The following is a 26774-nucleotide window of genomic DNA, read 5'->3' on the forward strand; positions in this document are numbered from 1 at the left end:
CCATGCTTACGATGACGTTATACTTATGGACGTAGAAAAGCTTCAGGTAAACCAGTAAGTAAAAGCAGTGAATTTAGTTGTTTTATTATGAAAACATGTCTGACATTTGATTTTTGTTACCTTTCGTAAACAGGTCAACCAGGCACACCCTTTTATACCCTTATGCGCAGCAAGAAGATCAATAACAGCATCATAACCCTTATCTTTTGCCTGGTAGCTTTGTGCACAGCAGCTTCAGCAGTGGCACAGTCGCCCGAAAACGGGTCGGGTGTTTCGCTGATTCCTCAACCCGCAAAGCTGGTACTCAAAAAGGGCAGTTTCCAGGTAAATGCAGCCACAAAGATCTTTGTCGGTACTAAAAACGACGAACTAAAGGGGATAGGGCAGCTTCTGGCTCAGGAAATACAACGAACAGCAGGGGTTTTACCTACAGTTGTGCAAAAAGAGCCTTCCGGCAAAGCCTCAAATTTCATTCAATTAACCCTGCAGCAAGCACCGGATACTTTGGGAAAAGAAGGTTATGTACTGCGTGTTTCTCCTGCCTGTATAACACTAGCCGCAAATATGCCAAACGGAGTGTTTCTGGGTACCCAAACGCTTCGTCAACTGCTACCCATACAAAAAGTTTCGGCCCCTGTTAGCATTCCTTCCCTGGAAATAGTAGACAAGCCGCGCTATCAGTGGAGGGGCATGCACCTGGATGTTACCCGTCATTTTTACCCGGTGGAATTCGTGAAGAAGTACATCGACTACCTGGCCATGCACAAGATGAACACCTTTCACTGGCACTTAACGGATGACCAGGGCTGGCGTATCGAAATAAAGAAATACCCTAAACTTACAGAAGTAGGCGCCTGGCGCGACAGCACCCTGATCGGGCATTACTGGGACCTGCCCCAGACTTATAAGAAGGAACGTCACGGTGGTTTTTATACCCAGGATGAGATACGGGAAGTAGTGAAGTATGCCGAGGAGCGCTATATTAATGTAGTGCCTGAGATCGAAATGCCAGGGCACGCCTTGGCGGCACTCACCGCTTACCCGGAGCTTTCCTGTACCGGTGGCCCCTTTCATGTGGAGTCAAAGTGGGGTATTTTTCATGATGTATTCTGTGCCGGAAACGAGCAGACCTTTACTTTTCTGGAGGATGTCCTGACAGAAGTAATGGCGCTGTTCCCGAGCAAGGTTATACATGTTGGGGGCGACGAATCACCGAAAACGCGCTGGAAAGAATGCCCCAGATGCCAGGCCCGTATGACAGCCGAGGGTTTGAAGGATGAGCATGAGTTGCAGAGTTATTTTGTGCAGCGGATAGAAAAGTTCGTGAACTCCAAAGGAAGAACCATTATTGGCTGGGATGAGATACTCGAAGGAGGGCTAGCCCCGAATGCTTACGTCATGTCGTGGCGCGGAACAAAAGGTGGCATAGCGGCAGCAAAGGAAAAGCACTACGTTGTCATGACCCCAGGCACTCATTTATACTTTGATCATTACCAGGGAGCACGTGACCTGGAGCCAACAGCCATTCATGGCTACAGCCCCCTGTCTAAAGTATACGCTTACGATCCTACGCCTTCAGAATTAACCAAAGAGGAACAGAAGTATATCCTGGGAGCTCAGGCAAATATCTGGACAGAATACATTACCACAGAAAAGCACCTGGAATATATGGCCATGCCACGCATGGCAGCTTTATCAGAGGTACTCTGGACACCCGCATCTCAAAAGGACTGGGAGAGCTTTAAGGATAGGATGCAACAGCAGTATAAACGTTACGAGGCTCTGGGCATTAATTATGCCAGGAGCGCCTTCGATGTAAGGCAACAGCTGGACGTAGACCTGGCCGCCAGAAATGCTATCGTAAGCCTTGCCACAGATGCCGCCAATGTTAAAGTTTATTATACCCTGGATGGCTCCCAGCCGGGTACATCAGCAATGCTGTATACAAAGCCATTTATACTTAGTAAATCGGCTACCATTAAAGCAGCTTCTTTTTTAGAGGGGCAGTTGGCGGGTAAAGTAAGCACAAGAACCTTTGATGCACATAAAGGCTTTGCACAGCCTGTTACAATACTAACAACCATGCATCCGTCTTATGCCAATAAATCAAATCTGGTAGATGGCCTTTATGGATCTACAGACCAGACAGATGGCCACTGGACAGGCTTTTACGGGACGGACATGGAGGCAGTAATTGACCTGGGGCAGGTAAAAACAGTTTCTACCCTGAGCACCTCATTCATGCAAAATATCGGGTACCGCATTTTCCTTCCGAACGAAGTAGTGTTTTCTGTCTCAGAGGATGGTAAAGAATTTAAAAAAGTGAAGGTGATCTCAAATGCCAACCCCGCTGCTGCAGAGGGTATCCTGACGCACGATGTTACTGCTAAAATAACGCCGGTAAAAGCGAGGTTTGTAAAGGTGCTTGCTAAGAACATTGGCCCTAGCCCGGCAAAATATCCTTCTGCCGGTCAAAAAACATGGCTTATGGCCGATGAAATAAAAGTGGAGTAAGACAGCAAGTATAGCCGATAAAATTTTATATTGTACCTCATTAACCAGACTTTGCACCCATCTTAAATTTAAAGTATAATGACAAAAGTAGCTTCCACTGCAGGCAACAAGGCAGTAAAGGCAGGAGGGTCCAGTTTCCCACCGCCGATTGTTATCATAGGTGTTCTGTTTTTCATTTTCGGTTCTGTTACCTGGCTTAATTCGGTACTGATCCCCTACCTGAAAATAGCTTGTGAGCTTACCAACTTTGAGTCCTACCTGGTAGCTTTTGCGTTTTACATCTCTTACCTGGTGATGGCTATCCCATCGGCCTGGGTTCTGAAATTTACAGGGTTTAAGAAAGGTATGGCTGCCGGCCTTGCTGTAATGGCCATTGGTGCACTTATCTTTATTCCTGCTGCATTAACGCGCACATACAGTGTTTTCCTGATTGGCCTTTTTGTGCAGGGCACAGGACTGGCTTTATTACAAACGGCTTCTAACCCCTATATCACAATTCTTGGCCCTGCCGAAAGCGCAGCAAAGCGTATCAGCATTATGGGTATCTGTAATAAGGTAGGCGGTATTCTGGCTCCAATTGCATTGGGTGCTGTCGTATTTCTGGATACAGATGCCCTGCTAAAGAAGCTGGATACGATGAGCCTGCAACAGAAAGCCATGGAGCTGGATGCCCTTGCGCACCGGGTTATCACGCCATACATCGTCGTAACAGTGGCTTTGGTCATACTGGCGGTGCTGGTGCTGCTGTCATCTCTGCCAGAAGTTGATACCGACCAGGAGGACGAAACCGTTGCTGCTGCCAATGTCCGGAAGTCAAGCATCATGCAGTTCCCGCACCTGCTGCTGGGAGTGTTGGCGCTGTTCCTTTATGTTGGCGTGGAGGTTATGGCCGGTGATACGATCATCAGCTATGGCGCATCACAAGGAATCTCGTTGTCTACAGCCAAGTTCTTTACTTCCTTTACCCTTGGTGCCATGATCGTGGGTTACCTGATTGGTATTGTGGCTATACCTAAATACATTAAGCAGGAAAAAGCGCTGCAGGTATCAGCTATATTAGGTGTGCTTTTCGCGATAGGTGCCATTTTTACAGAAGGGTATACTTCTGTGCTTTTCATTGCTTTGCTTGGCCTTGCCAACTCGCTGATGTGGCCCGCTATCTGGCCTCTGGCCATAGCTGACCTTGGCCGCTTTACAAAGATCGGTGCTTCCCTGCTGATCATGGGTATTGCCGGTGGCGCGATCCTTCCACTGGCGTACGGTGCCTTAACAGACGCATTTAATGCGCAGCAGGCATACTGGCTGATGGTACCGTGCTACCTGTTCATTTTATACTATGCAGCGGCAGGCCATAAAGTAAGAACCTGATAATACATATTTGCTCTTTAAGAAGCCTTCCTTACATGATAACGATCATATAAGGAAGGCTTTTCAAGTTTAGGACTGTTCTAAATTGCTTCAAAGCAGCTGTTTAGCGCAACCTGCTAGTGCAATAAGGTAGTATAGGTGAGTACATTGAAATGTTAAACTTAAACCTATCAGCTATGGAAGCTACCTGCAATCACTGTTCCCACTGGGAGCAAGACCAAAAAAAAGTACAGCTCCAGAACGACAAATTCGGAGTATGTGACGAGTTAACCGGCCAGCATGCCATGGAGCCATCCTATGTGCTGCCCCTGATCCATGAGGCACCCTCAAAGGACACTAAACCGAAGCAGTTTGAAATGATCACCGGAGCCAGCTTTGGCTGTAATCACTTCAGCGAACGAAAAAGTTGGGTTAAGTAAATGTCTTTAAAAAATAAGTTCTGGTCTCCCCATTCTTCAGGAAACCAGAACTTATTTTTTACCTCGTTAAGGATCAAAATGGAATGATCGAGGTAGTAATTATTTAATGAAAGAAAAGGTAGGCAATTAAAATAGCTGCGATCACACCTGCCAGATCTGCCAGCAAACCACAGATAAGGGCATACCTGGTATTTCGGATACCAACAGAGCCAAAGTACACTGCCAGAATATAAAAAGTAGTTTCTGTAGACCCTTGTATCGTGGATGCAAGGCGGCCCACAAAGGAATCAACTCCGTAAGTATTCAGCGCCTCTACCATCATGCCTCTTGCTCCGCTGCCGCTTAGTGGCTTCATAAAAGCAACTGGCAGAGCCGGTACAAAGTCCGTGTTAATGCCGGTTAATCCAACCAGGTAACCAATCCCGTTCACGAGCAGATCCAAAGCGCCTGAAGTCCTGAAAACACCGATGGCTACAAGTATGGCTACCAGGTAAGGGATGATAGTGATGGCAACTGAAAACCCTTCCTTTGCGCCTTCAATAAAGGCTTCATAAACGTTTACCTTCCTGTACAGCGCAAGCCCAATAAATGAGATAATGATGGAGAAAAGGATCACATTGCTGGCAACGCTTGAGATAAGGCTCACCTGCTCCTGCGGAATGATGCTGAAGTAATAGATCAGGCCAATAATAAATAGCATCAGTGTGCCAAGGTAGGCAAGTATAACGGGGTGAAGCAGGTTGATGCGCTGGTAAAGTGATACAGCAATAAGGCCGGTTATTGTTGAGAAAAACGTGGCTAAAAGTATAGGTATAAAGATATCAGATGGGTCAGCGGCTCCTAACTGTGCCCGGAAAACCATTACACTGATCGGGATAATGGTGAGGCCGGATGTATTGAGCACCAGGAACATGATCTGCGCTTTCGAGGCTGTATCCTTGTGGATGTTGAGCTCCTGCATCTCCTTCATGGCTTTTAAACCGAGTGGTGTGGCCGCATTGTCCAGCCCCAGCATATTGGCAGAAAAGTTCATCAGGATAGAGCCGAACACCGGGTGGTTTTTGGGTATTTCCGGAAACAGGCGGTTAAAGAAAGGACCAACGATCCGTGCGAAAATGGCAATAATGCCGCCCTTTTCACCAACCTTCATCAGCCCCAGCCAAAGGGTCATCACCCCGGTAAGGCCCAAAGAAATTTCGAAACCCAGTTTGGCGTTATCGAAGGTGCTGGTTACAAGCTTCTGAAAAATATCATAATCCTGGAAAAAGATCAGCTGGAACAGCGCTATAACAAAAGCGATCAGGAAGAATCCTGCCCACAAATAGTTTAATACCATGTAAAAAGGTCGGTCTGATTGAATCTGTAAGATACAAAGCTATCTTATAAAATCCGCCTGCTATATAGGTGCTTGATAATTTTTTAGCGAAGTATTCTCAGAGTATTAAGCCATACAAAAATGCAGGCCTGGCGCCTTGCATGTCGTACACAAATCCATTTACGACAGCATAATGCACATGGCCACTTTTATCCTGCAACACGAAGTTCGCTTTCCGTTCCAGTGCCAGCGAATGGTTTACCTTGCCTTTTTTGATTGTAATATTCAGTGGCAAGCTTTGTGGGTTAAATCCTTTTTCAGGTAGTTGCTCTACCCGGATGGTGGTAAAGCCTTGTTTCAGAAGCTCATTTGCGCGTTCAGTGCTAAGGTCCTTTACATTTTTAAATGGATTTGGATATACTTTCCCAGGTACTAAAGTAAGCCCTTCGGCATTTAACTCCTCATACCCGTAAAATGTGCTCATATCGCCCAGTTCTTCTATACTGCTGCTATAGTAAAATCCTTTGGGAGCTGCCCCTGACGCAACCTCATCCCGCATAATCCCTACATCAAGCAATGTATTCAAACCATCCTGCTCATAAGTTGCATTCCGGATTACGAGGTCAAAGAGGTTACGCTCGTTTTCGGGTATGTTATAGTAGTCTTTCAGGGTAAACCTGCTATAACCATCCGTAGCGATAAGGTGCAGCGCAGCAACCATAGAGGCAAAGTTCAACTGCCTGATCACCTGTTTTTCCGGATCACCGGGATAGCCCCCGGACTCGATCAGGATCACGCTTGTACCCCATTTCTGAATATTATCGCCAAAGGCGCGCGGTTCATGTTCATCCGAATACTTGGCAACCTGCCCGGGTATCAGTTCCTGTATGGCTGCATTCATGCCCACAATGGTGCGCATGGCCCGTGCCCGGACAGTGTTTACGGTCTGGGCATGATCAAAAGCAGGGGCAAGAAATGAGATGGTAGCAGGTTTTGAGGTATTGCCAACCGTGTAGTAGCGACTCTGGTCGTGCAGGTTGAATCCAAACTCTGGGTCCAGGCTGTCGCGTATACTTTTGAGCAACACTGCCTCCGGGCTTTGCAGCCGCAGTGCATCCCGGTTCAGGTCCAGGTGCAGCGCGTTCCGGCGAATAAAGCGTTCCGCACCGTCCGGGTTCAGCATAGGGATGATGTAGAGGGTGGTGTTAGTAAGTATCTCCTGGCGCACGGAATCCATGTCATCGCTTTGCTGCAGGAAGTTAAAAAGGTCGAAAAGCGCCATGGTAGCCGTAGACTCATCTCCGTGCATTTGCGACCAGAGCAGCACCTTAGTTTTGCCACTGCCGGCCTTAACCATGTAAATATCGCGTTGCTCAACCGATTTCCCGATCACCTGTACGTCGAAAAGGGGATTGGTCTTCAGCTGTTCCAAAAGTGGTACGATGTCTTTGTGCTTAAACCTTCTGTTGGTTAAGCTCTCTTCTTTGTAAGCTTTATGCTGCTCGTAGGGTAGTTTCGCCATTCCAGTAATTATTCGCTGCGTGGTAACTTTTTTCTGGCAGTTAACCATTGTTGATGCCACAATTATAAGCAGTATGTAACAAAATTTTCGCATTGGGTCATGGATTAAAATAAGAACAACCAGCCGGAATTATTATCCATTCGCTCTGACAGATGCATATTAGTACTGATTTGCCATTACTGGAGCTAAAGTGTAGCCATGCAAATGCTTTTTACGAAATAATCTGAATGGGTGTACGCTGATATGAGTTTTAAAAAGGTTGGGAGAAAACATCGAAGGTTTGTATCTTCCTGCTAAGGAAACGCGATATTATGGTCTACACACCCACCCAACTAAAAAACGGCCGGATTTTCTGGGCAAAGTTGATGCTTATAGGCTTTCTCTCCCTCACCCAGGCATCTTGTATGGTTCAAAAAACAAAAGAGAAGAAGATGGTTCAGAAGATCATGAAGCGACACCCGGACCAGTTTCAGAAGATACTGGAGCAGCCGGAGAAGTACCGTGTGCAGGTGCTTTATACACAGATAGACAGGGACAAGGCCAACAACCCGCACTTTACATCCTATGCCTGGCGCCTGGACCCGAAAGAATACTTTTACCCGGCCAGCACTGTGAAGTTGCCCGCTGCCGCCTTAGCTCTCGAAAAACTAAATGAGCTTAACATAGCCGGCCTTGACAAGTATACCACCTTAAAAATTGATAGTGCGTATGCCGGACAGTCTGCCGTGACCACAGACAGCAGCGCTGCGAACAACCTGCCATCCATCGCACACTATATCAAAAAGGTACTGTTGGTTAGTGATAATGATGCTTACAACAGACTGTATGAGTTTCTGGGGCAGCAGCAGCTGAATGAAGGACTACATGAGAAAGGATTTGAAAATGTACGGCTATCGCACAGGCTTTCTATTTTTCTGACACCGGACGAGAACAGCCATACAAATCCATTTACCTTTTATAAAGGAGACAACATCCTGTACCAGCAGCCAATGGCTAACAACGCTAACCCGAAGCCTAGTCCGCTGCAGGAAGTATACTTAGGCAAAGGCTACATGCAGGGGGATGATCTTGTAAAGGAGCCGATGGATTTCTCCGCTAAAAATTATATCTCGGTGGAAGTGCTGCAGGGGATACTGAAAAGCATCCTGTTTCCGGAAGCAGTGCCGGAGCAGCAGCGCTTTAACCTGAAGCCGGAGGACTATACTTTTCTATATAAATACATGTCGATGCTGCCCCGGGAAAGCAGCTACCCTAAGTATGAGGAGCAGGAATTTCCTGATAGTTATGTCAAGTTCCTGATGTATGGACAGGATAAAGACCGCATTCCCGGCAACATCCGCATCTTTAATAAAATAGGGGATGCCTATGGTTTTATGATCGATAATGCCTACATCGTGGACTTTGAAAACAAGGTGGAGTTTCTGCTGACTGCGGTGATCTATGTAAACGAAGATGAGATACTGAACGATGGGAAGTATGAGTATGATGAAGTCGGATTTCCGTTTATGAAAAACCTGGGGAAGGCTGTTTATCAGTATGAACTGAACCGGAAAAAAGAGTACCTCCCGAACCTCGACAGGTTTAAGGTTGATTATAAGTAAGGGCATTATGCCGCAGCAGCGTATGGTGTTTCATGTAGTTAAGCACATCCTGTTGCAGGCGCCGCAAAAGCCAAGAGCCGCCTCTGTTGAAAGGGGCGGCTCTTGTAAATTTAGTTATATCCTTGCTGGTTAATTATCCCACCAAAGCGGCTCTGAAAGCGCAGGAGTCTCTGGAGTGTTAGGGTTTTTGGAAGCCTCTCCCTGAGGATATGCCACTCTACGGATAAATGTATTAAGAGCAGCATTTGCTGGCAAGGTGAAGTCTGCATACATATAATCAAATCTTCTGGCGTCATTCCATGCCTCTGGGTTCAGGTATGTGATCACGAATTTTTCTCTAAAGATCATGTCAAGCGTTAAGTTTGATGCACCTACAGAAATTGCCGGATCATTAATATAATCGTTTGCTTCTGCCGGATTAACTTCATAGAGTGCCATACTTGCCCTAATGCCCTCCAAATAAGCATCATAAGCCCTTTGTGTCTGGCCTGCACGCAGAGCAGCCTCCGCTTCTATCATTTTTACTTCCGGGTAAGACTCGATAATTATCGGGGCTTTTTCTGCAGTGATCGGTGAGTTAATCGAGATGTATACTTCATCCTTAATAGTGCTACTGGCCGTTCCAGCATTGCCTGCGCCGTTAGGTGTACCTACATACGTTCCATTTATAGTCGTGTCTGTGATCATGTCAAGTCGTGGATCGCGTATACCGGTGGTTGTTCCCTTTAGCTGCTCAATTAGTTGCTCTGAAAGCCAACCGCCAAGTAAATTTCCCGCATTGGCGATGGCTATATTAGCCCAAGGGTTGCTGGTTTCAAAAACACTCATGTCTGCGTTATCGGCGTTAGAGGTATAAGAGTTCTCTACTGCCGTGAGCACTGCCTGCGGATTGTAGGCAGGTGTGCCGGTTACCTTGTTTAACTGCCGTGCTTTCAGGGCATAAGCTGTTTTTATCCAGTTGGCTTTGTTGCCGCTATGGATCAAGTCACTAACAGGATCAAGTATTACCTTTGAATCCGTTTTACCCAATTCGGCAATAGCCTCATCTAACAGGGCCAAGGAAGTCTGGTAAAGCTCCTCCGAAGTGTCAAACCCAGGTGTAAGGGTGTTGCTTGTAAATGCATCCGAGTAGGGTGCATCTCCCCATAGGTCGCTTACCAGAGAAAGGTTGTAAGCCATCATTACATCTGCAACGCCCACATAATCCGAAGCTCCTTGTTCAATCGCTTTTTGCTTCATATCATAGATATCAGCCATCGCGAGGTAAAGTGCATCCCAGGTAGAGGTGTAGTCAGTTACCTGATATGTATCCGTTGAACTGCCGGCTGTCGGGCTGGCCAGGTACTGCACAAAATAAGAGGTAATATTGCCTACCCGTTGGCTGTTGAGTCCGGTTTTTTGAGTAGTTGTAGCGAGTAGCGTTTCCAGGGGAGGGTTATTCACCAGGTTTGGGTTTTCGTTCAGGTCGAAATAATCCTCGCAACTCTGTAAGCTTAGCATTGCCCCCATTAATAAGGTGAGGGCGAAGGTGTATCTGAATATCTTTTTCATGCCTTGTGGGTTTAGAATCCTACATTAAGTGTGAACAGGTAGCTTCGTACTGCCGGGTAAGTGAAACCGGCAAAGCCATCTATATTACTTCCTGCCGGTGCTGAACTATTTTCAGGATCATAGCCGGAGTAGTCTGTAGACAGCCACAGGTTATTACCTGTTAAGGAAACAGAAGCGTTCTTTACAAATATCTTATCAAATAACTGGCTCGGAAGTGTGTAGCTAAGCGTTAAAGAGCGAAGTCTTACCCATGAGGCATCTTCGACAAAGTTTTCGGATACGCCCCGATACACGTTACGATAGTAACCGTTGCCATAGTTTACACCATTCGGCCCAATGCCCTGGCCCAGGTAAACAGGTTTTGTATTTGGTGTGCCATCTTCTAACACGCCATCAAACACAATGGTCTGGTCGCGGTTCTCGGTGTATTCGGCTATGCCAAAGGCAGCGAAGAAATTGCCCATCTGGTTATACTTATCCTGTCCCTGGCGGGTATCCAATAAGGCTGTCAGACTCAAGTTTTTGTAAGAAAAGGTGTTGGTGAAGCCTGCTATCCAGTCTGGTTGGGAGTTGCCTAGTATCTTTTGGCTGGAAAGCGGTGCCCGCTTCGGGAAACCGTCAGCACCTATCACGATAGGCCGCGACGTGTCTATAAACAGCGGGTCTTCTTCTTCTCCAGGTCCGTAGTAGCGCTGATAGTGCGAGCCGTAGATGTTACCATAAGGCTGGCCTTCAATTAATTTAAGCGTAACGGTTGAGCCTACATAGCCGAACTGAGAAGCATACGGAATTTCTTCTAACCCTTCCCTGATGCTCAGAATTTTGTTGCGGTTAGCAGAGAACACCAGTTTAGAATCCCAGGTAAAATCACTGGTCCTGATCGGTGTGGCGTTTAAGACAACCTCAACCCCTTTGTTGCGCATTTCGCCTGAGTTTACGGCAGCTTTTACGAAACCAGTAGATGCTGCAACATTTATGTTCAGGATCTGATCTTTGCTAAGGGAGTAGTAGTAGGTAAAGTCAAAACCCAGCCTGTTGTCGAGGAACGACATTTCCAGACCTGTCTCAAATGTATTTGTAAATTCTGGCCGAAGGTCTTTGTTGCCTAGCAGTTCTGATCTTGTGAAACCGGTAAATCCTGTTGGCAACTGGTCGTAAGTGGCAAAACCGGAAGAGGTGGAATAAGGCAGCGCATCTTTACCGATCTGGGCGTACGATACCCTGAACTTGCTTTGGTTGATGAAAGACGGCAGATCCAGGTGTTCCGAGAAAATATAGCTGATACTGGCCGAAGGATAAAAGAAGGACCTGTTTGATTTCTCGAGTGAAGAGGTGATGTCGTTACGGCCGGTTACAGTAAGGAAAAGGAAATCCTTGTAATCAATAGAGGCCTCCCCGAATATACCCATCAATCTGTATTTTTCCTGTTCCTGTACGGTAGATAAAAACCGAGCGTTGGTCAGGTTAAAATAGTCGAAAACAGCCAGTTCGCTACCTTCTGCACCAAAGCTTTTGATCTTGCGTGCATACAGGTCGTGCCCGAGCCTGAGTGTTCCGTTAAAGTCACTGCCTAATGAAGATTGCAGCGTTGCAATAAAAGTAGAGTTCACCGCCCTGAATTTGGAAGTATACTCATTCACGAAGCCAAGGCCGTTATCCTCATAAACACGTTCATCGGCAAAGCCTCGCGGACCCGGCGCGGTGCGGGTGCGGTCATCAGTGTAAGTATCATATCCTACACGGTACGACAGCTCCAGCCAGCTCATGGGCGTATAACTGAAGTTTAGCCCTCCAATAAATCTGTTCACATCATCTTTCAGCTTGTTGGTAGCCGCGCCATAAATCGGGTTGTTGTTGCCGTAGGTTTTCATTGTTCCGTCAGGCTTTATATAATCAGTCACATCCCATCTCGGCGACCAGTAGCTTAAGCTTTCGTTAAAGCGGTCAGCGTTGTAGCGGTTACCGCCAGAGTTGATATAAGTAAAGTTTGCGCCTGTCTTAATTTTATCGCTCAGTTTAACATCAGTGTTCAGGCGGGCGGAGATGTTTTCAAAATCAGTGAAAGGCAGCACCCCTTCATGCTTCAGGTGTGAAACCGAGGACATGTAGGTGATCGCATCGCCACCACCCGAGAAGGTTAAGGTGTTCCGGAACTGATGACCTGTTTCATAGGCATCTTTAAAATGATTATAAAGTTCAGCGGGGTGGGTAGGGTCTATCTGTCGGGCCACAGCAACTGTAGGGCCCCATGATGGCCAGAAACTTTCAGGGTCATAAACACCCAGATAGCCTTGGGTATACGTGTCCTGTACATCCGGAAATTTATTGACCTCTTCTATACCGGTGGTACTTGTTAAGTTTACACGCATCGCGCCTTTCTGGCCACTCTTGGTCGTGATAACGACCACTCCGTTCGCACCACGCAAACCATAAAGCGCAGTGGCAGCGCCACCTTTCAGTACGTTTATACTTTCTATGTTGTCCGGGTTGATGTCGGCCAGGCGGTTACTCATGCCCCGTAGTTCTGCTCCAGCCCCAAAAGTGGATGTGGAGTTATCTATCAGGATACCATCTATCACGAAGAGCGGTTGGTTAGGGCGACTAGGGTCTATGGAGTTTATTCCCCGGATAATGATGCTGGTGCCCTGGCCCGGAGCACCACCTGTGCTGGAGATGGTAGTACCCGCTACTTTGCCCTGCAGTGCATTGAGCACGTTTGGTTGCCTGTTTTCGGTAAGAGCTTCTGAGCTAACTGACTGTGATGCATATCCCAGGGCTTTTTTCTCACGTGAAATACCCATGGCAGTTACAACCACTTCAGAAAGTTGTTTGGTGTCCGCGTTCAGGCTTACGTTGATAACGGACTGGTTACCAACCGTTACCTCTTTGGTTTCATAGCCGAGATACCTGAAAACGAGCACAGCGCTGGTATTGGGTACCTGTATCCTGAATTCTCCGTTAGCGTCTGTGGTCGTACCGGTGGTAGTGCCTTTTACCAGTACACTCACACCAGGCAGGGCCATGCCCTGTTCTGCTCCGGTAACCTTGCCAGTTACATAATTTTCCTGGGCAAGGGCTACGTTGGTCAGGCACAGCAGTAGCAGAATGATAAATGTAAAATTTTTCCTCATAGCGTTGGGATTAAATAGGATGAAACATTTCTAAAATCTTTTCCTGTAGCTATTCGTGGAATACATGAACAAACCGGAATAGCCTAAATTAAATTCCTAATCAGTAATGCCGTTATTGTTAAATCCAATGTACGGAGAATGATAAAATAGGTATATATTTTTTAAAATATAGTCCGCTTTTGATAAGGGAGTTGTTTGTGGAGCAGGATCAGGTGGGCTTTACTCCTTAGAAATAATACAATCGTAAGGAAGAATTAGTGAATAGTTATGGAAAAATAAGGTGCAATAATAAGCCTTTTATGATACTCGGACTTTGCCTGATAACATTTTGAAACAAAAATATTATCAATACACTATACATGCTTAAATAGTGCGTTTGCGCTTTGCTGGTAGTAAGTAAGAGAGGTGTAGTGTTACAATTAAGCTTACTGGAAAGCTAAGTTATTTCTGTGGTACTAAATCATTAAAAGCAGTATGTATAACTGTATTAAAATAAAAAATGCAATGGATTTAGGTTTGGGAATAGTACAAAATTACAAAATATGGCCTGGAACCACGCACTAGCTTTAAAATAACATGAAGTATACTTTTATATTGGTTGTCTGCCTGGCCTTATGTGCCGGATGCGGTAATTTTCCGAAAGACACTGAAAATACCCTGAAGCAGGTATCGAACGGTACGTTGATCGTTGGGTATTCTGAAAATCCACCCTGGGTGATCAAAAATGACAGTATTCCTACAGGTGTGGAGCCTGAACTGGTGAAAGGGTTTGCAAAAACAATAAATGCAAAAATTGAGTGGAAGAACGATACAGAACATAACCTGTATGAATTACTCGAAAAGAAAGAAGTGCACCTGGTAATAGCCGGCATTACCCGGGATAATCCCTGGAAAACAAGGGTAGCTTTCACCAGGCCCTATGCCGAGCAAGACTACGAAAAACATGTGATGGCCTCTATCAAAGGGGAGAATGCTTTCATCATTAAACTGGAAAAGTATCTGTTTGAAAAAGAAGGAGAGGTGAAAAAAATGTTAACAGATGGAGAAGATAAATAATTTTGAATACCCGGATCATCTCAAAGAAAAGTTTAATAAGGCAAAGCGCCTGGAGTGGATAACAATTGGCTATCTAATAACTACAGCATTGGCGGTGTATTTTACTATGGGCAATTCGCAGGCTATGAAAACAGCCTGGTTTGAAGATATACTAAGCCTTACGCCCTCTGTTTCGTTTCTGATAGCTGCAAAAATATATCATAAGCCACCAACCAAAAACTTCCCGTATGGCTATCACCGTGTGGTTAGTATTGCTTACCTGTGTAGTGCGCTGGCACTCTTCTCTGTTGGTTGTTTCCTGATTTTTGATTCATCCATGACCCTGATCAATGCAGAGCATGCTACCATTGGTACCATCGTGCTGTTCGGGCATCAGTTCTGGCTGGGGTACCTGATGATTGCGGCTATGTTATGGGGTACATTTCCGGCCATCATACTCGGTAAAAAGAAATTGCCTATCGCTGAAAAGCTTCATGAGAAAAACCTGTTTACAGATGCCAAAATGAATAAGGCTGACTGGATGACCGCAGCAGCAGCAATTTTTGGAGTACTCGGAATCGGGATGGGCTGGTGGTGGGCAGATGCCACGGCGGCCATTATTATTTCTATCGATATCGTGCACGATGGGTTTGTCAATCTGAAACAGGCCGTGTATGATCTTATGGATCAGGTACCCATGACGGTAGACTATCGCGAGCGCGACCCACTGATTGAGCAGGTAAAGGAAACACTATCGAACCGGACCTGGATTAAGGAATTTACCATACGGCTACGTGAAGAAGGCCATATTTATCTTGGAGAAGCGTTTGTAGTACCTAACGTGGAGTTAAACCAGACACAGTTGATTGAAGAAGCTGCGGAAGCGGTGCAGGATCTCGACTGGCGTATCCAGGAGTTTGTGATCATGCCTGTCAGAAAGCTTCCTTCTGATGAAAAGAAATGACCGGTTTACATGCTGCCACATTTGACCGGCCTGTGTCGCTAACTTTTTGCTAGCTATACACTACTTGAGTCGGGCAATGGCAGCCTTCTTCCGGAGCATCAGGTACTCCAACACTGAGATGGCAACAATCACCCACAGAATTCCTAATAAATAGCCTCCGGCCACATCTGTAACAAAATGTACGCCGAGGTAGATACGGCTGAAGCCAATTAAAACTATATAAAGCAGTCCTAAGGTAATCCATAAGCTTACATACTTTATGTTTTCCCGGCTCATGTATACCAGCACGCAGAACATACCTACCAGCGCTACTGAACCTGCTGCATGGCCGCTCGGGAAGGAGAACGTGCTCAGTTTATAGTACCCGATATCCAAAGGGCGCTCCCGGTGAAAATGCTCCTTTGTAAAATAGGTGGAAATGCCAGTACCCAGGACCGACACAATGAGGGCAACGCTGTAGTGCCACTTCTTTTTCAGAAACAGGAAAAACAGGGCGCACAGGAACATGGCTGCAACGCCCATTTCAGAGCCAAGCTGGGTAAAATAATAAATAGCGTTGCTAACCATATCTGTTCTCATGTCAAAAAGGAACAGGCTGACGGTGCTGTCCAGCGACTTAAGGCTTGTTGAGTTTACAATGTGCTCCGAGATCTCTGTGAGCAGGGACAGGTTGACAAACACCACCAGCAGGAGGGAGGTAAAAGGAAGGCCAAAGAATCCTTGCATCCCCAGTCGGTTATGTAAGAAGCCCACCAGCTTGGGATATTTGTTCTCTAGTTTCTGGATCTGATCCCACTCAAAAAAATCATCTATTTTACAGGAAATTATCGTTAGGGGCTTTTGTATCATATAGGAATAGTTCTTTTAAGTTTTCAATAATTTTTTAATCTTCCGTTAACACCTCGTTGCTATTACTTCTTTTAAAGAGCATCAACAGGAAGCTCGGGTAAACGATCAGTAGCAGAGGCAGGCCAATAACAAACCCTCCGATCACGGCAATAGCGAGTGGCTGGTGCAACTGCGCCCCTGTACCTATGCCAAAGGCAATGGGCATCAAGGCGATGATGGCGCCAAGGGCCGTCATCAGTTTGGGGCGCAGGCGCGTGGATATGGCATAAGTTACAGCCTCATCCGGGTCGTGGCCGGGTAGCGTTTCCTTGAACTGCAGGTATGTGAAGATAGCATTTTCAGCGATGATACCTATGATCATGATAATGCCGGTATAGCTGCCTACGTTAAGCGCAGTCTGGGTAAAGAGCAGGGCAAGCAGGCTTCCGGAAATACCAAGTATGGCTATGCCTAAAATCAGCAGGGCCACGCGCACATCCCTGAACAGGAAAAGTATAACGGCAAACACCAGCAGGGCAGCGGTGGAGAGGATAAGCAAAAGCTCGTTGAAAGACTGCTGCTGCTCCTGGTACGCGCCACCATAACTGATGTGATAGCCTTGAGGCAATTTTACGGAACTGCTAATTTCCTGCTGAATATCGCGCATAACGCTGCCCAGGTCACGCCCCTCCAGTCGTGCCGTTACCGGTATCATGGTCTGCAGGTTTTCGCGCTCTATCTCTGCCTGCCCCGGTGTTATCTTCACCTGTGCCAGGGTACCGATCTGCCTGAGCTGCCCGGTTGGTAAAAATACCCGGGTGTTCCTGAGTTGCTCAATAGAGGTAGCCGCCGCATTAGGGTATGTCATCCGGATATTGGTCTGCTGCTCTTTCTCGTAAATCGTCCCGACCACACTTCCTTCCATTTGTACCTGTAACTGGTTCTGTAGATTAGCCGGGGTTATGTTAAACTGCGCCAGTCGCTGGCTATTGGGCAATACTTCTACAGAAGGGCCGGCAATGGTGATACCATTGAAAACGTCGGCCGTGCCGGGCACATGCGCAGTAATAGTGGCCACCTGTCGGGCCAGTTCTTGCAGCCGCTGCTGGTTATCGCCATAGATCTTTATCTCGATGGGTTGCGAGGAGCTCATCAGGTCGCCGAGCATGTCACCGATCACCTGCCCGAAGTCTACCTGGAGCGCAGGCTGTGTGGTTTCCACGAACTGGCGTATTTCTTCGATCACTTCGTCGGAGGTGCGGCTGCGGTCCTTTTTAAGCTGAATGAGATAGTCGCCATTGTTTGGCTCTGTGATAAAGAAACCCATTTGTGTGCCCGTAAGGCGGGAATAGCTGGCCACCTCCGGTATCTTCGTGAGTTTCTTTTCTATCTCCCGAAGCATTCTGTCTGTTTCTTCCAATGAGGTACCGGGTGGCGAAACATAGTCGAGTACAATGGAGCCCTCGTCCATCTCCGGCAGAAAACCGGTCTCTAAATAAGGAAAGGCCAGGAAACTGCCCACCACCAACAAAACCACAAACCCCACACTTAGCACCGGACGGTGAATAAAGAAGGTGATCCATCTGCGTGATCTGCTTTCCGCAGCAGGTGGTGCTGGCTTAACAGTATGCCTGCCGCGCGAGAACAACAGGTAAATAACAGGCAGGCCCAACCAGGTAACAAAGAAGGAACAGGCCAGCGTAATGATCATGGTATTGGCCAGTATTTTGAAGTATGCGCCGGCCACTCCGCTGAGTAGTACGAACGGGAAAAATATGACGATGGTGCTGACCGATGAGCCCACCATGGCCGGGAACAAATAGCCGATTGATTTGGAGAGCAGCTGTTTTGTAGGCGTTTCCGGGTGTTCCTCGTGGGTGCGGTGGATCTGCTCTACCACCACAATGGCATCGTCTATGATCAGGCCAATGGAGGCGGCAATGGCGCCCAGCGTCATGATGTTCAGAGTATAGCCCAGCATGAACAGCACCACCAGCGAAAAGGCGAGTGTAATAGGGATGGTGATCAGGATAACGGCGCTGGACTTTAAGGAACGCAGGAAAATGACAGCCACCACAATAGCCAGGAACAAACCGATGAGCAGGCTGTCGCTGACGCTGCGGATGGAGTCCGCCACAAAATCGCCCTGCACATAGTATGGCTTCAGGGTTACGCCCCGGGGGAGGATGGTAGCGTTCAGCCGCTCCACTTTGTCCTTTACTGCAGCTGAAACATCCATCAGGTTGGCGTTTGGCTGCTTGAGAACGGCCACCAGCACCGCACTTTTACCGTTGGCGTTTACCCGTACATACTCCACCTGCTCGGCAATGCGCACCCTGGCCACATCCTTTAGCTGCACCACGCGCAGGCTGTCGTTGCTCACCACGAAGTTTTCAAGTTCTTTCCGGTTCCGGATCGTGGCATCGGTTACTGACAAGTATAGCCGGTTGTAATCGGAAAGGTAGCCGTTGCTCTGGATAAAGTTGGAGCTGCTGAGTGCGTCCGTTATCATGGCGGGGGTAATGCGCAGCGCCTGCATGGCTTCCGGCTCCAGCTCCACGCGGTATTCCTTGGTTTTGCCCCCTGTTACGCGCACATCTGCCACCCCACCGGCCTGCGACAGGAAGGGCTTTACCGTGTAGAGGGCCAGGTGGTTCAGCTCTATCGGATTTCTTCCGGGCCCGTCAAGCACGTAGCCCTGCACCGGAAGTATGCTTGGGTTCATCTTTTCCACCGTGATCGAGATGCCTGCCGGAAGCTCATCCTGCGCCTGGTTAATAGCCGATTCCACCTGCTGCTTGCTCAGGTCTATGTCGGCGTTCCAGTCCATGAAAGCGGAGATTTCGCAACTGCCCCGGCTCGTAACGCTGCGTATCAGCTTTAAGCCCGGCACCCGTTTTATAGCATTTTCCATCGGCTTTGTCACCGTCACCATCATGGTGCTGACAGGCTGAAGCCCGGAGTCGGCGATCACCTTAATCTTAGGGAATGTCACCTCCGGGAAAAGCGAGGTTTGCATCTGCGTGTAGGCATAAAGACCAGCCAGCAGTATAATTGCCAGCACCACCGCCACAGGGTTTTTATAGGTTACAAAAAAGTTCTTCATTCCGGCTGCCTGTTTTGAACTTTAACAAAGGCCGTATCGGGCAAGCCATAGTTGCCGGAGATGAGTATGCGGTCAGTCGGGGCAAACGTGGGGCTAAGAATTTCCACCTGGCGCTCTGTGATGATACCCGTTTTTACGGGGACTTTTACTGCGGTGGTATCGTTGATGAGTTTCATGACCCAGTATTTATCCAGGGTTTCATTGGTAAGCACCGCTTCTTTGCTGAGTACCTGCGTGCTGGGTTTCTCTTGTTTGTTGAGTACTACCACCGCCTGCAGGTTCTCCGGAAGTATGGCATCTGTTTCGGGCGTAACCACGAACTGTTGTGTTTGTGACGCCGTGCTCATGCTGGCTAATTTGGAGGTGATGGTGCCGGGGATTTTGGTAGAGTCCGGCAACAGAATACTGACAGCCGTGCCAATGGTGGTGTAGCGGTTCAGCTCAAAAGGAACGTTAACCAGGAACACGAAGCTGCTCAGCTCCGATATAAGGCCCAGCTGCTCCCCGTCGTTCACATAATCTCCGGCCTGATGGTTCAGCTCCAGCACTACACCGGAAGAAGGTGCCCTCACCGTGATCATACCATTGAAGTTTAAGGCAGGGTCTTTTGTCATGAGATCTCCCAGAACCTGCGCTTCCTTGGTTTTCAGAGTGAAGAGGGGACTGCCTGCTTTCACCCGGGCACCGGGTTTTACAAACATCTTTATTATATAACCATCGGTAGCGGCTTTTAGCACGTCCTTTTTCTGATAGGAGGAGACAGCGTTCAGCTCGACTGTTTCTTTTAAAGGCTCCCTGGATACAGTAGTGACCATGACCGGTGTTTTCACGACCGCTTCTGCTTCCTCTGCAGCCGGTTCATCAGCGGAAGTGCAGCCTGCCAGTAGCAGGTAAATCAGGAGGAAGCAGGAAAGGTGCGTGTATCTCATTTTAAGTTATTGTATTCGTTCACGATCTGAAAACGGTTGATCTCTGCCTGCACCAGGTTGTTTTGCATTTCGGCATAGTTGGTGATGACCAAGATGTAATCGGTAAAGCGCACCAGTCCGGCGGCGAGTTCGATGCGGTACATTTTCAGTAGCTTTTGCTGGCTCTCCAGCTGCTCCTGAATGTCCTGGATCAGTTGGTTGGTGGCAGCAAGCTGCTCGCTGAGCTGCCGCCGAAACATGCGGTACTGGTTCAGGTAGAAGTCGCGGTACTTTTCCCGGCTCTGCTGTGCAATAGCTATTTTCTGGTACTCCAGCCGCCGTTGCCCTCCATCATATATAGGAACAGAAAAACTAAGCCCGGCGCTGGCGCCTACGTGTTGGGGCATGCCCCGGGGTGTGGTAGCCATTATACCAGCATCGGCAAAAGCAGACAGTTTATAGCGGTAATTCAGGTCTATCTGCCTCCGGTTCAGGGCTAGCTGCAGGCTGTCAACTTTATACTTCAGCAAAGTGGGTGTAGCTGTTAAAAGGTCCTGCACGGCTATCTCGGGGGGCTGAAGTTCAACCATACCCGTATCTACGATGCCGCACAAAATGCGCAGGCCATTCAGGTCAAAACGGTACTGTATGCGGGCTTGCCGGTAAGCAATAGCCTGTGCTTTCAGGTTGATAGTCAGGTTCAGGTAATCGGTTTGCAGGTACACCCCGTTCTGCACCAGTTTGCGTAAGGCGGGTTCCTCCTCCTGCAAAATGCCGAGCACCTGTTCACTAAACTGCATCTGCCTGTAATCGGCATAAGTGGTGATGTATTGGGCGGTGATCAGCCGTTTCAGGTCCTGTGCCTCCAGCCTTCTTTGGGCAGCTAAGGACAGGTTGAGCAGCCGTATGTTTTCCAGTTGCACGGTGCGGGCTCTGCGGTTGAATAGGTCCTGTGACACGCGTACCACGCCGGAGTAGTCACCCCCGTTCGTTACGGCCTCGTCGTAGCCGAAGTGGTTGGCTATAGGCGCTTCCATAACGCTAGCGGTTGCGTTTACCTGTGGCCTGTAGCTGGCATATACCTTCAGGCTGTCGATGAGGTTAGACTGTTGCTGGTAACGGAAGTCCTGGAGTAAGGGGCTATTTTCCAAGCCTTTTTCCAGGTAGTATGGGAGGTTGTGTGTCTGGGCGCTTAGCTGGTGTTGGCTGAGCAGGAGTTGTAAAAAAATGTAAAAGCAATAATACCGATTAGGCATATTCAATAAGCCGTTAGATCATGGTGAAGTAGCTTACTGTTTAACGTGAAAGGACTAAACGGAGGTTTGGTTTTAGGTATTAAAAAACATAAGTAGCGCTAAGGCCACCAGTGTTCGCGCTCAGCTGTGGCGTGATCAGAAGCTGTCGGGACTTTAGTTTTTTATCAGCCAGATCGTAAAGTAAGCTTACGCCTTTAGAACTAAGATAGCCAACGGCGGCACCGGCCAGCACATCGGTTGTCCAGTGGGCATTGTCGTTTATCCTGGATAGCCCGACAAGTGTTGCCACGCCATAAGCGATCGGTGGAACATATTTTTTGTCTTTGTAGACTGTAGCAATGGATGTAGCTACTGTGAAGGCTGTTGAAGTATGCGACGAAGGCAAAGAACCATTAAGAGAACCACAGAAAGGTTCATCATATTCATGGTTTTCAGTAGTGGTGCTGGGCCGGTATCGGTGAAATGTGTTTTTAAGGGTGCTGGTGACAGCTGAATTTATAATTATACTACCCATTGATATCACGCCTGCTTGCTGTAACTTCTTGTCTTTAGCAATCAGGCCTGTAACAAAAGCTGCCCCAGCAACAGGTAGCAGGTATTTTTGCCGGCCTAGTGGCTGCACGACTAATGATATTCCATCTGCCACAGCACTTCTATGGCTCTGTACAAATTGCTCGAAAGGTTCATCTACATAGGCATAGGAAAGGGTCCAGAGGGCGGCGCCAGATAAGGCAATGCTTGCTGACTGCAGTGCTTTGGACCTGGTAACGGGATGCATAGCCTGAGATATGGGAGCAGCAGGTTGTTGAAGCTGTGTAGAATCCTGAAGAAGAAAGGCGGGCTGCGCCATCGCTTGTTGAGGAACAGCAACGGGGGCTAAAAAAAGCAACCACAGCAAGCCTGAATTTAAAACAATTCTAAGGTAAGACATAAGCTATCCCGGCCAAAACTAACAAAAAAATATAAACTTCAGGATCAGGTTGCTGGTCACCAGTAGTGCTACTGACTATCACGGCAATAGTAAGTTAACGAAAATTATCTCAAATACCAATAGCACTGCCATATCCTCAGGAAAGTGGATTTATATTTTCTATAGTTCTTCTGAAATATATAGCTTTCTTCATGTAAAATTCATTTTGACAAGGCACATTTGAGGAAAATTAAAATCATCTTCATGAAAACAAACATAATGTATGCTGCCTTATTAGTAGGCGGATTTGTCTTTTCAGGTTGCGACACAGAGGACGTGAACCGTACCAGTGCCAACCTGGCAGTAGAAGCTACTGCAACTGCACTTACTGCAACAGATAGCAAACAAGGCAGGATCGTGATCAGCGACTTCCGGATAAACATGAAGGAAATTGCGTTTGAGTTTGATAAAGACGACCTTAGATCTTCTACAGAAGTGGCCGTGAAAGATATTAAGCTGAAAGGACCCTTTGAGTTTGACCTGCTCAACCCGTCAGGCTCTATAAATAATCTGATTGCTACCATAGAACTCCCAAATGCAGTATATGAGGAAGTGGGATTCAAAACTCACAAAGGTACCAGTGGGCTGATGCTGGACAAGGCTGTACTAATGACCGGAACCATAGATGGAGTGCCTTTCGAGTTTTGGCACGATGTGGAGGAGGAATTTGATATTGATTTTGAAGATAGCAACAAAGACCTTCTGATTGGTGGGCAGGATAAAGTGCTGGTAATTGATTATAAGTTAGGTACGTTATTAAGTGCAGTGTCAGGCGTTGACCTGACAGCAGCAAAAGATGGCAACAATAATGGCAAGATCGAGATCAACCCGAAGGACAACGATGGGAATCAGGAAATTGCCAAGGCATTGAGAGATAGTCTTCGGATAGCTATAAAATTGATCGACAAGAAATAAGCATTTTTGTCTGACCTGTTTCATGCTGAAGTAGCTCTTTTAAGAGCTGCTTCAGCATTTTTTTCATGTTTTCATTGGGAGGTAGCAAAGAACTAACATTGTTTTTTTGCGTTTTACGCAGTAAAGCCCTGTATTTACAACATCGCAATACCTGCATGCCGATGACGTCCAAAGAAGGCAATATGCTGTACACGCACCCCGATATCAGGCCTATCCAAAATACAGGCAGGTACCTGTTTGTGATACTGACATTTGTCTTTGCGTTTCTGCTTATCATAGCCGAGGACCTGTATATGGACATATTACAGGAGGATCATGTGGTGGAATGGTGTACCTTTTTTGCGTTGATAGCTGCAGGTGTTATTGCTTTGAAAACAGCCATCACAATCAAAAAAGCTTATGGGTACACGCACTGGTTTTTCATCCTGTTCTTTCTGTTTAGTATACTGGCTGGCCTTGAAGAAATCAGTTGGGGACAGCGCATATTTGGTTGGGAATCAAGTGGTTTTTTTGCCCGCTACAACGATCAGCATGAAACCAATATACATAACACTGTGCAAGGAGTATTTAAAGTTAAAACAAAGCACATCGCCTTGCTTGTCGTTTCTGTGTATGGTTTGTTGCTGCCCTTGCTTGTCTCCTGGTTAAAGCCCGGTGCACAGCTGCTTCGGTTCGGGCAGTTTTTATTTCCGCCAAAGTTCCTGGGGCTGGGGTTTCTGCTGGCCTCTCTAATGCTACTTGATTACCCTACCGGCCGCGAAGAAGAGATAGGAGAGTTCTTTTATAGTCTCTGTTTCCTGCTGATGACCCTCTATTTTTACCAGCTGGCAAAGTTAAGCCCTGCCTTTGAGCAGTAGCTCCTAAATCACTTAACTTATCTGTCTGAAGCAGTTCCTTGTTTCTCATCCTTTCAGGTAAAATAGTAGTGAGTTCAGGGTAACTCTAAGTATAAGCAATACATGCTTCTGAAACTGTTAATATTCTACTGTAAGTAAAGGTGATATTTCTAAAAATTGAATACTTTTGAATTTGTACTTATACTCCCTTTACTATGAAAAAAATGAAAAAAACACTTTTACTACCTTTGCTATGCCTGGCCGTACTCTCGGTTATGGGACAATCTAAACCTCGCGCCCGTGATCTGGGAATTCCTTTTGATGGTAAGCCTGGTACTTATAATGCCATAACCGATGTACCCGGAATTGAAGTGGGCTACAAAACCCTGATACGGGGGGAGGGGCAACTTAAAGCTGGTACTGGACCAGTGCGCACCGGAGTTACGGTCATTTTACCTAAAGGCAAATCAAATGAAGGTGTAGCGGCTGCCTGGTATAGCCTGAATGGCGATGGTGAGATGACTGGCCTGCCTTATATAGAAGACTATGGCATGACCTACGGCCCCATTGGTATCACAAATACTTATAGCGTTGGTGTTGTGCGCGATGCCATAGGAGAATGGAATTTCAAACATTTTTCGGAAGGTGATCTGATTGATTTCTCTTTTGGCCTGCCAGTTGTTGGGGAGACGTTTGATGGCATATTGAATGACATTAATGGCTTTCATGTAAAGAAAGAGGATGTTTGGGAGGCATTAGACAGTGCCAAAGGCGGCCCTGTATCCGAAGGAAATGTAGGGGGTGGTACTGGCATGTCTTTGTTCCTGTTTAAAGGTGGGAGTGGTACAGCATCCAGGGTCATAAAACTTGATACAGCTACCTATACTGTTGGAGCCTTTATCCAGGGTAACTTTGGTGGGCGTGGCGATTTAATGGTGGCGGGGGTGCCTGTAGGTCGGGAGGTAAGAGATCTGAAACCCATCATCAACACCAAAGAAAAGGACGGATCTATTATTGTAGTGATCGCGACAGATGCCCCTTTACTGCCCACCCAGTTAAAGCAATTAGCAAAACGCGTAACCATAGGTGTGGCCCGCACAGGTGGCATTGGCCGTAACAGCTCCGGCGACATATTTCTGGCCTTTAGTACCCGCACCCCCTCCACAAACAAAAAAGGAACACTCGAGACATGGCAGGCGGTACCAAAGGAATTAATGGATAATTTATACCAGGCAACTGCCGAAGCCACAGAAGAAGCGATAATTAATGCGCTGGTAGCAGCCGAAACTATGGAAGGCATCAACGGGAACACGATTTATGCATTGCCGCACACAAGGCTGCAGGAAGTAATGCGTAAGTATAACAGGTTGAATGCTCCAGAGCAGAAAGCTAAAAAAGCTAAAAAGTAAGTTTTGCTAAGTGCCTTAGGAGTTGTTCCATATGCCGTTTTGTATGGCATATGGAACCACTTTTTTAACCACGAAAATGTTTGTAAACAGCTGCTGGCAAGGGCAAAGGATCAAAGAAAAAACTACCTATACTTTAGTGTGTTTCGATAAGAATTGCTGATCCCATCACTGAATAGTATCTATTTAATGACAATTGCTACAGTAGAAATGTGAGGGTGTAAGCCAAAGTGCTGGCATACCGTGTACAAGGTTAAAAGACATTCACAAAACCTTACATTGAAGATACCCTTTATTTACTACAGCAGCTTTTATCCTCCTGTATAGGAGGGTAAGGCATATCACCATAGCTACAGAAAACGCAACAATCCCCTTGTTTAGGTTTCAGTACGTTATCACATTTATCGCATTGGTAAAAAAACTGGCATGCATCAGTTGGCATTTCTTCTTCTTTCCTGTATCCGCATGCCGGGCAGGTGATCGTAGAGTTCAATTTGACTTCAGCCATTTTTACCTCTGCTTAATATTGGTTACCTGATACCCGGTAGCATTTACTGCTGCTTCTATCTGCTTTATAGTTGTTTTGTCTTTGTCAAACTTTACAACAGTTTTACCTTTTTCGTATGAGGTTTTTACCTCAAAAATGCCTTCTAATTTATTTACTTCATTATTTACATGGCTCTCGCAACCGCTGCAGGTCATGCCTTTAACAGTTAGCTCAACTTGTTGTGTGTTCTTGCCTAAAATAGCTTTATTGCCCTGATCCTGAGGATAGAAAACATGTGCATAGGATGGAAAGGCCAGCATGACAATTGCAAAAACAGTTATAATTAATAAAAACTTCTTCGATTGCATAAATGTAGGTTTAGGATCAGTATCACAAGCACAGTCTGCCTGATTATTTGGTTTTAGCTTTTTATACCAGGCAAACGCAAGTGCCAACCCGGTTAAGCCAATTAAAAAAGGCCTAAGTGGTTCCAGCCATGAAAATGAGGATGCAATACCGCTTATACCCCCGATCATTGCCAACACTGGAGTTATACAACACAAAGAAGCTCCTATAGCTGCAAGGATACCTGTTCCGAGCCATCCGTTTGGAGTAGAAACTGTTTGTTGGTTTTTCATGAAG

The 26774-nt window shown here is 46.8% G+C and carries 20 protein-coding genes; 9 read left to right on the forward strand and 11 right to left on the reverse strand.

Translation table 11 applies throughout. From position 1 onward, the window contains the following. The first annotated feature begins 162 nt into the window (after nt 1-162). From ACSX1A_RS02820 to ACSX1A_RS02830, 3 genes are all read left to right on the forward strand, one after another. The gene (locus ACSX1A_RS02820; RefSeq protein ID WP_439882096.1) at nt 163-2514 is read left to right on the forward strand and encodes a glycoside hydrolase family 20 protein; all 2352 of its coding nucleotides are present in this window, start codon (nt 163-165) and stop codon (nt 2512-2514) included. 78 nt (nt 2515-2592) lie between these two features. After that, nucleotides 2593-3882, forward strand: coding sequence for a sugar MFS transporter (locus ACSX1A_RS02825; protein WP_439882097.1), 1290 nt, complete (start codon nt 2593-2595; stop codon nt 3880-3882). Between the two features lie 176 nt (nt 3883-4058). Next, on the forward strand, nt 4059-4301 hold the full coding sequence (locus ACSX1A_RS02830) for a hypothetical protein (protein ID WP_439882098.1): 243 nt from the start codon (nt 4059-4061) through the stop codon (nt 4299-4301). Nucleotides 4302-4404: 103 nt separating this feature from the next. On the opposite strand, the gene ACSX1A_RS02835 is transcribed toward ACSX1A_RS02830, so the two are convergent. Next, nucleotides 4405-5637 (reverse strand): nucleoside recognition domain-containing protein, encoded by a 1233-nt coding sequence (locus ACSX1A_RS02835; RefSeq protein ID WP_439882099.1) that lies wholly within the window; start codon nt 5635-5637, stop codon nt 4405-4407. A 97-nt stretch (nt 5638-5734) separates the two neighbouring features. Beyond that, a complete protein-coding gene (locus ACSX1A_RS02840; RefSeq protein ID WP_439882100.1) occupies nt 5735-7138 on the reverse strand; it encodes a M14 family metallopeptidase in 1404 nt (467 codons plus the stop codon). A 404-nt stretch (nt 7139-7542) separates the two neighbouring features. Between ACSX1A_RS02840 and ACSX1A_RS02845 the strand changes: the two genes are divergently transcribed. After that, entirely contained in the window at nt 7543-8739 is a 1197-nt protein-coding gene (locus ACSX1A_RS02845) for a serine hydrolase (protein ID WP_439882101.1), read from the forward strand. Nucleotides 8740-8868: 129 nt separating this feature from the next. Here the strand turns inward: ACSX1A_RS02845 and ACSX1A_RS02850 are convergent, their stop codons facing one another. Then, nucleotides 8869-10290, reverse strand: coding sequence for a SusD/RagB family nutrient-binding outer membrane lipoprotein (locus tag ACSX1A_RS02850; RefSeq protein ID WP_439882102.1), 1422 nt, complete (start codon nt 10288-10290; stop codon nt 8869-8871). Nucleotides 10291-10301: 11 nt separating this feature from the next. Continuing rightward, complete coding sequence (locus ACSX1A_RS02855) at nt 10302-13421, reverse strand: SusC/RagA family TonB-linked outer membrane protein (protein ID WP_439882103.1); 3120 nt, start codon at nt 13419-13421, stop codon at nt 10302-10304. 576 nt (nt 13422-13997) lie between these two features. On the opposite strand from ACSX1A_RS02855, the gene ACSX1A_RS02860 reads away from it, so the two are divergent. Both ACSX1A_RS02860 and ACSX1A_RS02865 read left to right on the forward strand, forming a co-directional pair. Next, a complete protein-coding gene (locus ACSX1A_RS02860; protein ID WP_439882104.1) occupies nt 13998-14477 on the forward strand; it encodes a transporter substrate-binding domain-containing protein in 480 nt (159 codons plus the stop codon). After that, complete coding sequence (locus ACSX1A_RS02865) at nt 14461-15420, forward strand: cation diffusion facilitator family transporter (protein ID WP_439882105.1); 960 nt, start codon at nt 14461-14463, stop codon at nt 15418-15420. Before ACSX1A_RS02860 ends, ACSX1A_RS02865 begins: the two co-directional genes overlap by 17 nt. 60 nt (nt 15421-15480) lie before the next feature. On the opposite strand, the gene ACSX1A_RS02870 is transcribed toward ACSX1A_RS02865, so the two are convergent. The 5 genes from ACSX1A_RS02870 to ACSX1A_RS02890 form a co-directional block, all read right to left on the reverse strand. Then, on the reverse strand, nt 15481-16269 hold the full coding sequence (locus ACSX1A_RS02870) for a phosphatase PAP2 family protein (RefSeq protein ID WP_439882106.1): 789 nt from the start codon (nt 16267-16269) through the stop codon (nt 15481-15483). Nucleotides 16270-16303: 34 nt separating this feature from the next. After that, the gene (locus ACSX1A_RS02875; RefSeq protein ID WP_439882107.1) at nt 16304-19354 is read right to left on the reverse strand and encodes an efflux RND transporter permease subunit; all 3051 of its coding nucleotides are present in this window, start codon (nt 19352-19354) and stop codon (nt 16304-16306) included. After that, entirely contained in the window at nt 19351-20283 is a 933-nt protein-coding gene (locus tag ACSX1A_RS02880) for an efflux RND transporter periplasmic adaptor subunit (protein WP_439882108.1), read from the reverse strand. Before ACSX1A_RS02880 ends, ACSX1A_RS02875 begins: the two co-directional genes overlap by 4 nt. After that, entirely contained in the window at nt 20280-21518 is a 1239-nt protein-coding gene (locus ACSX1A_RS02885) for a TolC family protein (protein ID WP_439882109.1), read from the reverse strand. Before ACSX1A_RS02885 ends, ACSX1A_RS02880 begins: the two co-directional genes overlap by 4 nt. Before the next feature lie 79 nt (nt 21519-21597). Next, nucleotides 21598-22449: a phosphatase PAP2 family protein gene (locus ACSX1A_RS02890; RefSeq protein WP_439882110.1), complete on the reverse strand. Its 852-nt coding sequence runs from the start codon at nt 22447-22449 to the stop codon at nt 21598-21600. A gap of 243 nt (nt 22450-22692) precedes the next feature. On the opposite strand from ACSX1A_RS02890, the gene ACSX1A_RS02895 reads away from it, so the two are divergent. The 3 genes from ACSX1A_RS02895 (at nt 22693) to ACSX1A_RS02905 (ending at nt 25648) form a co-directional block, all read left to right on the forward strand. After that, nucleotides 22693-23403 (forward strand): hypothetical protein, encoded by a 711-nt coding sequence (locus tag ACSX1A_RS02895; protein WP_439882111.1) that lies wholly within the window; start codon nt 22693-22695, stop codon nt 23401-23403. A 161-nt stretch (nt 23404-23564) separates the two neighbouring features. Continuing rightward, the gene (locus ACSX1A_RS02900) at nt 23565-24260 is read left to right on the forward strand and encodes a hypothetical protein (RefSeq protein WP_439882112.1); all 696 of its coding nucleotides are present in this window, start codon (nt 23565-23567) and stop codon (nt 24258-24260) included. Between the two features lie 203 nt (nt 24261-24463). Continuing rightward, a complete protein-coding gene (locus ACSX1A_RS02905) occupies nt 24464-25648 on the forward strand; it encodes a DmpA family aminopeptidase (RefSeq protein ID WP_439882113.1) in 1185 nt (394 codons plus the stop codon). A 289-nt stretch (nt 25649-25937) separates the two neighbouring features. Here the strand turns inward: ACSX1A_RS02905 and ACSX1A_RS02910 are convergent, their stop codons facing one another. Together ACSX1A_RS02910 and merTP are read right to left on the reverse strand one after the other, a co-directional pair. After that, nucleotides 25938-26153, reverse strand: a complete 216-nt coding sequence (locus tag ACSX1A_RS02910; protein ID WP_439882114.1) for a GDCCVxC domain-containing (seleno)protein — start codon at nt 26151-26153, stop codon at nt 25938-25940. Nucleotides 26154-26155: 2 nt separating this feature from the next. After that, nucleotides 26156-26770 (reverse strand): mercuric transport protein MerTP, encoded by a 615-nt coding sequence (gene merTP, locus ACSX1A_RS02915; protein WP_439882115.1) that lies wholly within the window; start codon nt 26768-26770, stop codon nt 26156-26158. Nucleotides 26771-26774: the final 4 nt, after the last annotated feature.

This window comes from Pontibacter sp. MBLB2868, assembly GCF_051904785.1.
Taxonomy (GTDB): Bacteria; Bacteroidota; Bacteroidia; order Cytophagales; family Hymenobacteraceae; genus Pontibacter.

Excerpts from the sequence above, each read along its gene's own strand:
- ACSX1A_RS02830 (WP_439882098.1), top strand. The coding sequence starts at position 4,059 with ATGGAAGCTACCTGCAATCACTGTTCCCACTGGGAGCAAGACCAAAAA.
- ACSX1A_RS02850 (WP_439882102.1), bottom strand. The coding sequence starts at position 10,290 with ATGAAAAAGATATTCAGATACACCTTCGCCCTCACCTTATTAATGGGG.
- ACSX1A_RS02820 (WP_439882096.1), top strand. The coding sequence starts at position 163 with ATGCGCAGCAAGAAGATCAATAACAGCATCATAACCCTTATCTTTTGC.
- ACSX1A_RS02890 (WP_439882110.1), bottom strand. The coding sequence starts at position 22,449 with ATGTCTTACCTTAGAATTGTTTTAAATTCAGGCTTGCTGTGGTTGCTT.
- ACSX1A_RS02865 (WP_439882105.1), top strand. The coding sequence starts at position 14,461 with ATGGAGAAGATAAATAATTTTGAATACCCGGATCATCTCAAAGAAAAG.
- ACSX1A_RS02870 (WP_439882106.1), bottom strand. The coding sequence starts at position 16,269 with ATGATACAAAAGCCCCTAACGATAATTTCCTGTAAAATAGATGATTTT.
- ACSX1A_RS02825 (WP_439882097.1), top strand. The coding sequence starts at position 2,593 with ATGACAAAAGTAGCTTCCACTGCAGGCAACAAGGCAGTAAAGGCAGGA.
- ACSX1A_RS02845 (WP_439882101.1), top strand. The coding sequence starts at position 7,543 with ATGGTTCAAAAAACAAAAGAGAAGAAGATGGTTCAGAAGATCATGAAG.
- ACSX1A_RS02860 (WP_439882104.1), top strand. The coding sequence starts at position 13,998 with ATGAAGTATACTTTTATATTGGTTGTCTGCCTGGCCTTATGTGCCGGA.
- ACSX1A_RS02855 (WP_439882103.1), bottom strand. The coding sequence starts at position 13,421 with ATGAGGAAAAATTTTACATTTATCATTCTGCTACTGCTGTGCCTGACC.
- merTP (WP_439882115.1), bottom strand. The coding sequence starts at position 26,770 with ATGAAAAACCAACAAACAGTTTCTACTCCAAACGGATGGCTCGGAACA.
- ACSX1A_RS02880 (WP_439882108.1), bottom strand. The coding sequence starts at position 20,283 with ATGAGATACACGCACCTTTCCTGCTTCCTCCTGATTTACCTGCTACTG.
- ACSX1A_RS02895 (WP_439882111.1), top strand. The coding sequence starts at position 22,693 with ATGAAAACAAACATAATGTATGCTGCCTTATTAGTAGGCGGATTTGTC.
- ACSX1A_RS02875 (WP_439882107.1), bottom strand. The coding sequence starts at position 19,354 with ATGAAGAACTTTTTTGTAACCTATAAAAACCCTGTGGCGGTGGTGCTG.
- ACSX1A_RS02835 (WP_439882099.1), bottom strand. The coding sequence starts at position 5,637 with ATGGTATTAAACTATTTGTGGGCAGGATTCTTCCTGATCGCTTTTGTT.
- ACSX1A_RS02905 (WP_439882113.1), top strand. The coding sequence starts at position 24,464 with ATGAAAAAAACACTTTTACTACCTTTGCTATGCCTGGCCGTACTCTCG.
- ACSX1A_RS02840 (WP_439882100.1), bottom strand. The coding sequence starts at position 7,138 with ATGGCGAAACTACCCTACGAGCAGCATAAAGCTTACAAAGAAGAGAGC.
- ACSX1A_RS02885 (WP_439882109.1), bottom strand. The coding sequence starts at position 21,518 with ATGCCTAATCGGTATTATTGCTTTTACATTTTTTTACAACTCCTGCTC.
- ACSX1A_RS02910 (WP_439882114.1), bottom strand. The coding sequence starts at position 26,153 with ATGGCTGAAGTCAAATTGAACTCTACGATCACCTGCCCGGCATGCGGA.
- ACSX1A_RS02900 (WP_439882112.1), top strand. The coding sequence starts at position 23,565 with ATGACGTCCAAAGAAGGCAATATGCTGTACACGCACCCCGATATCAGG.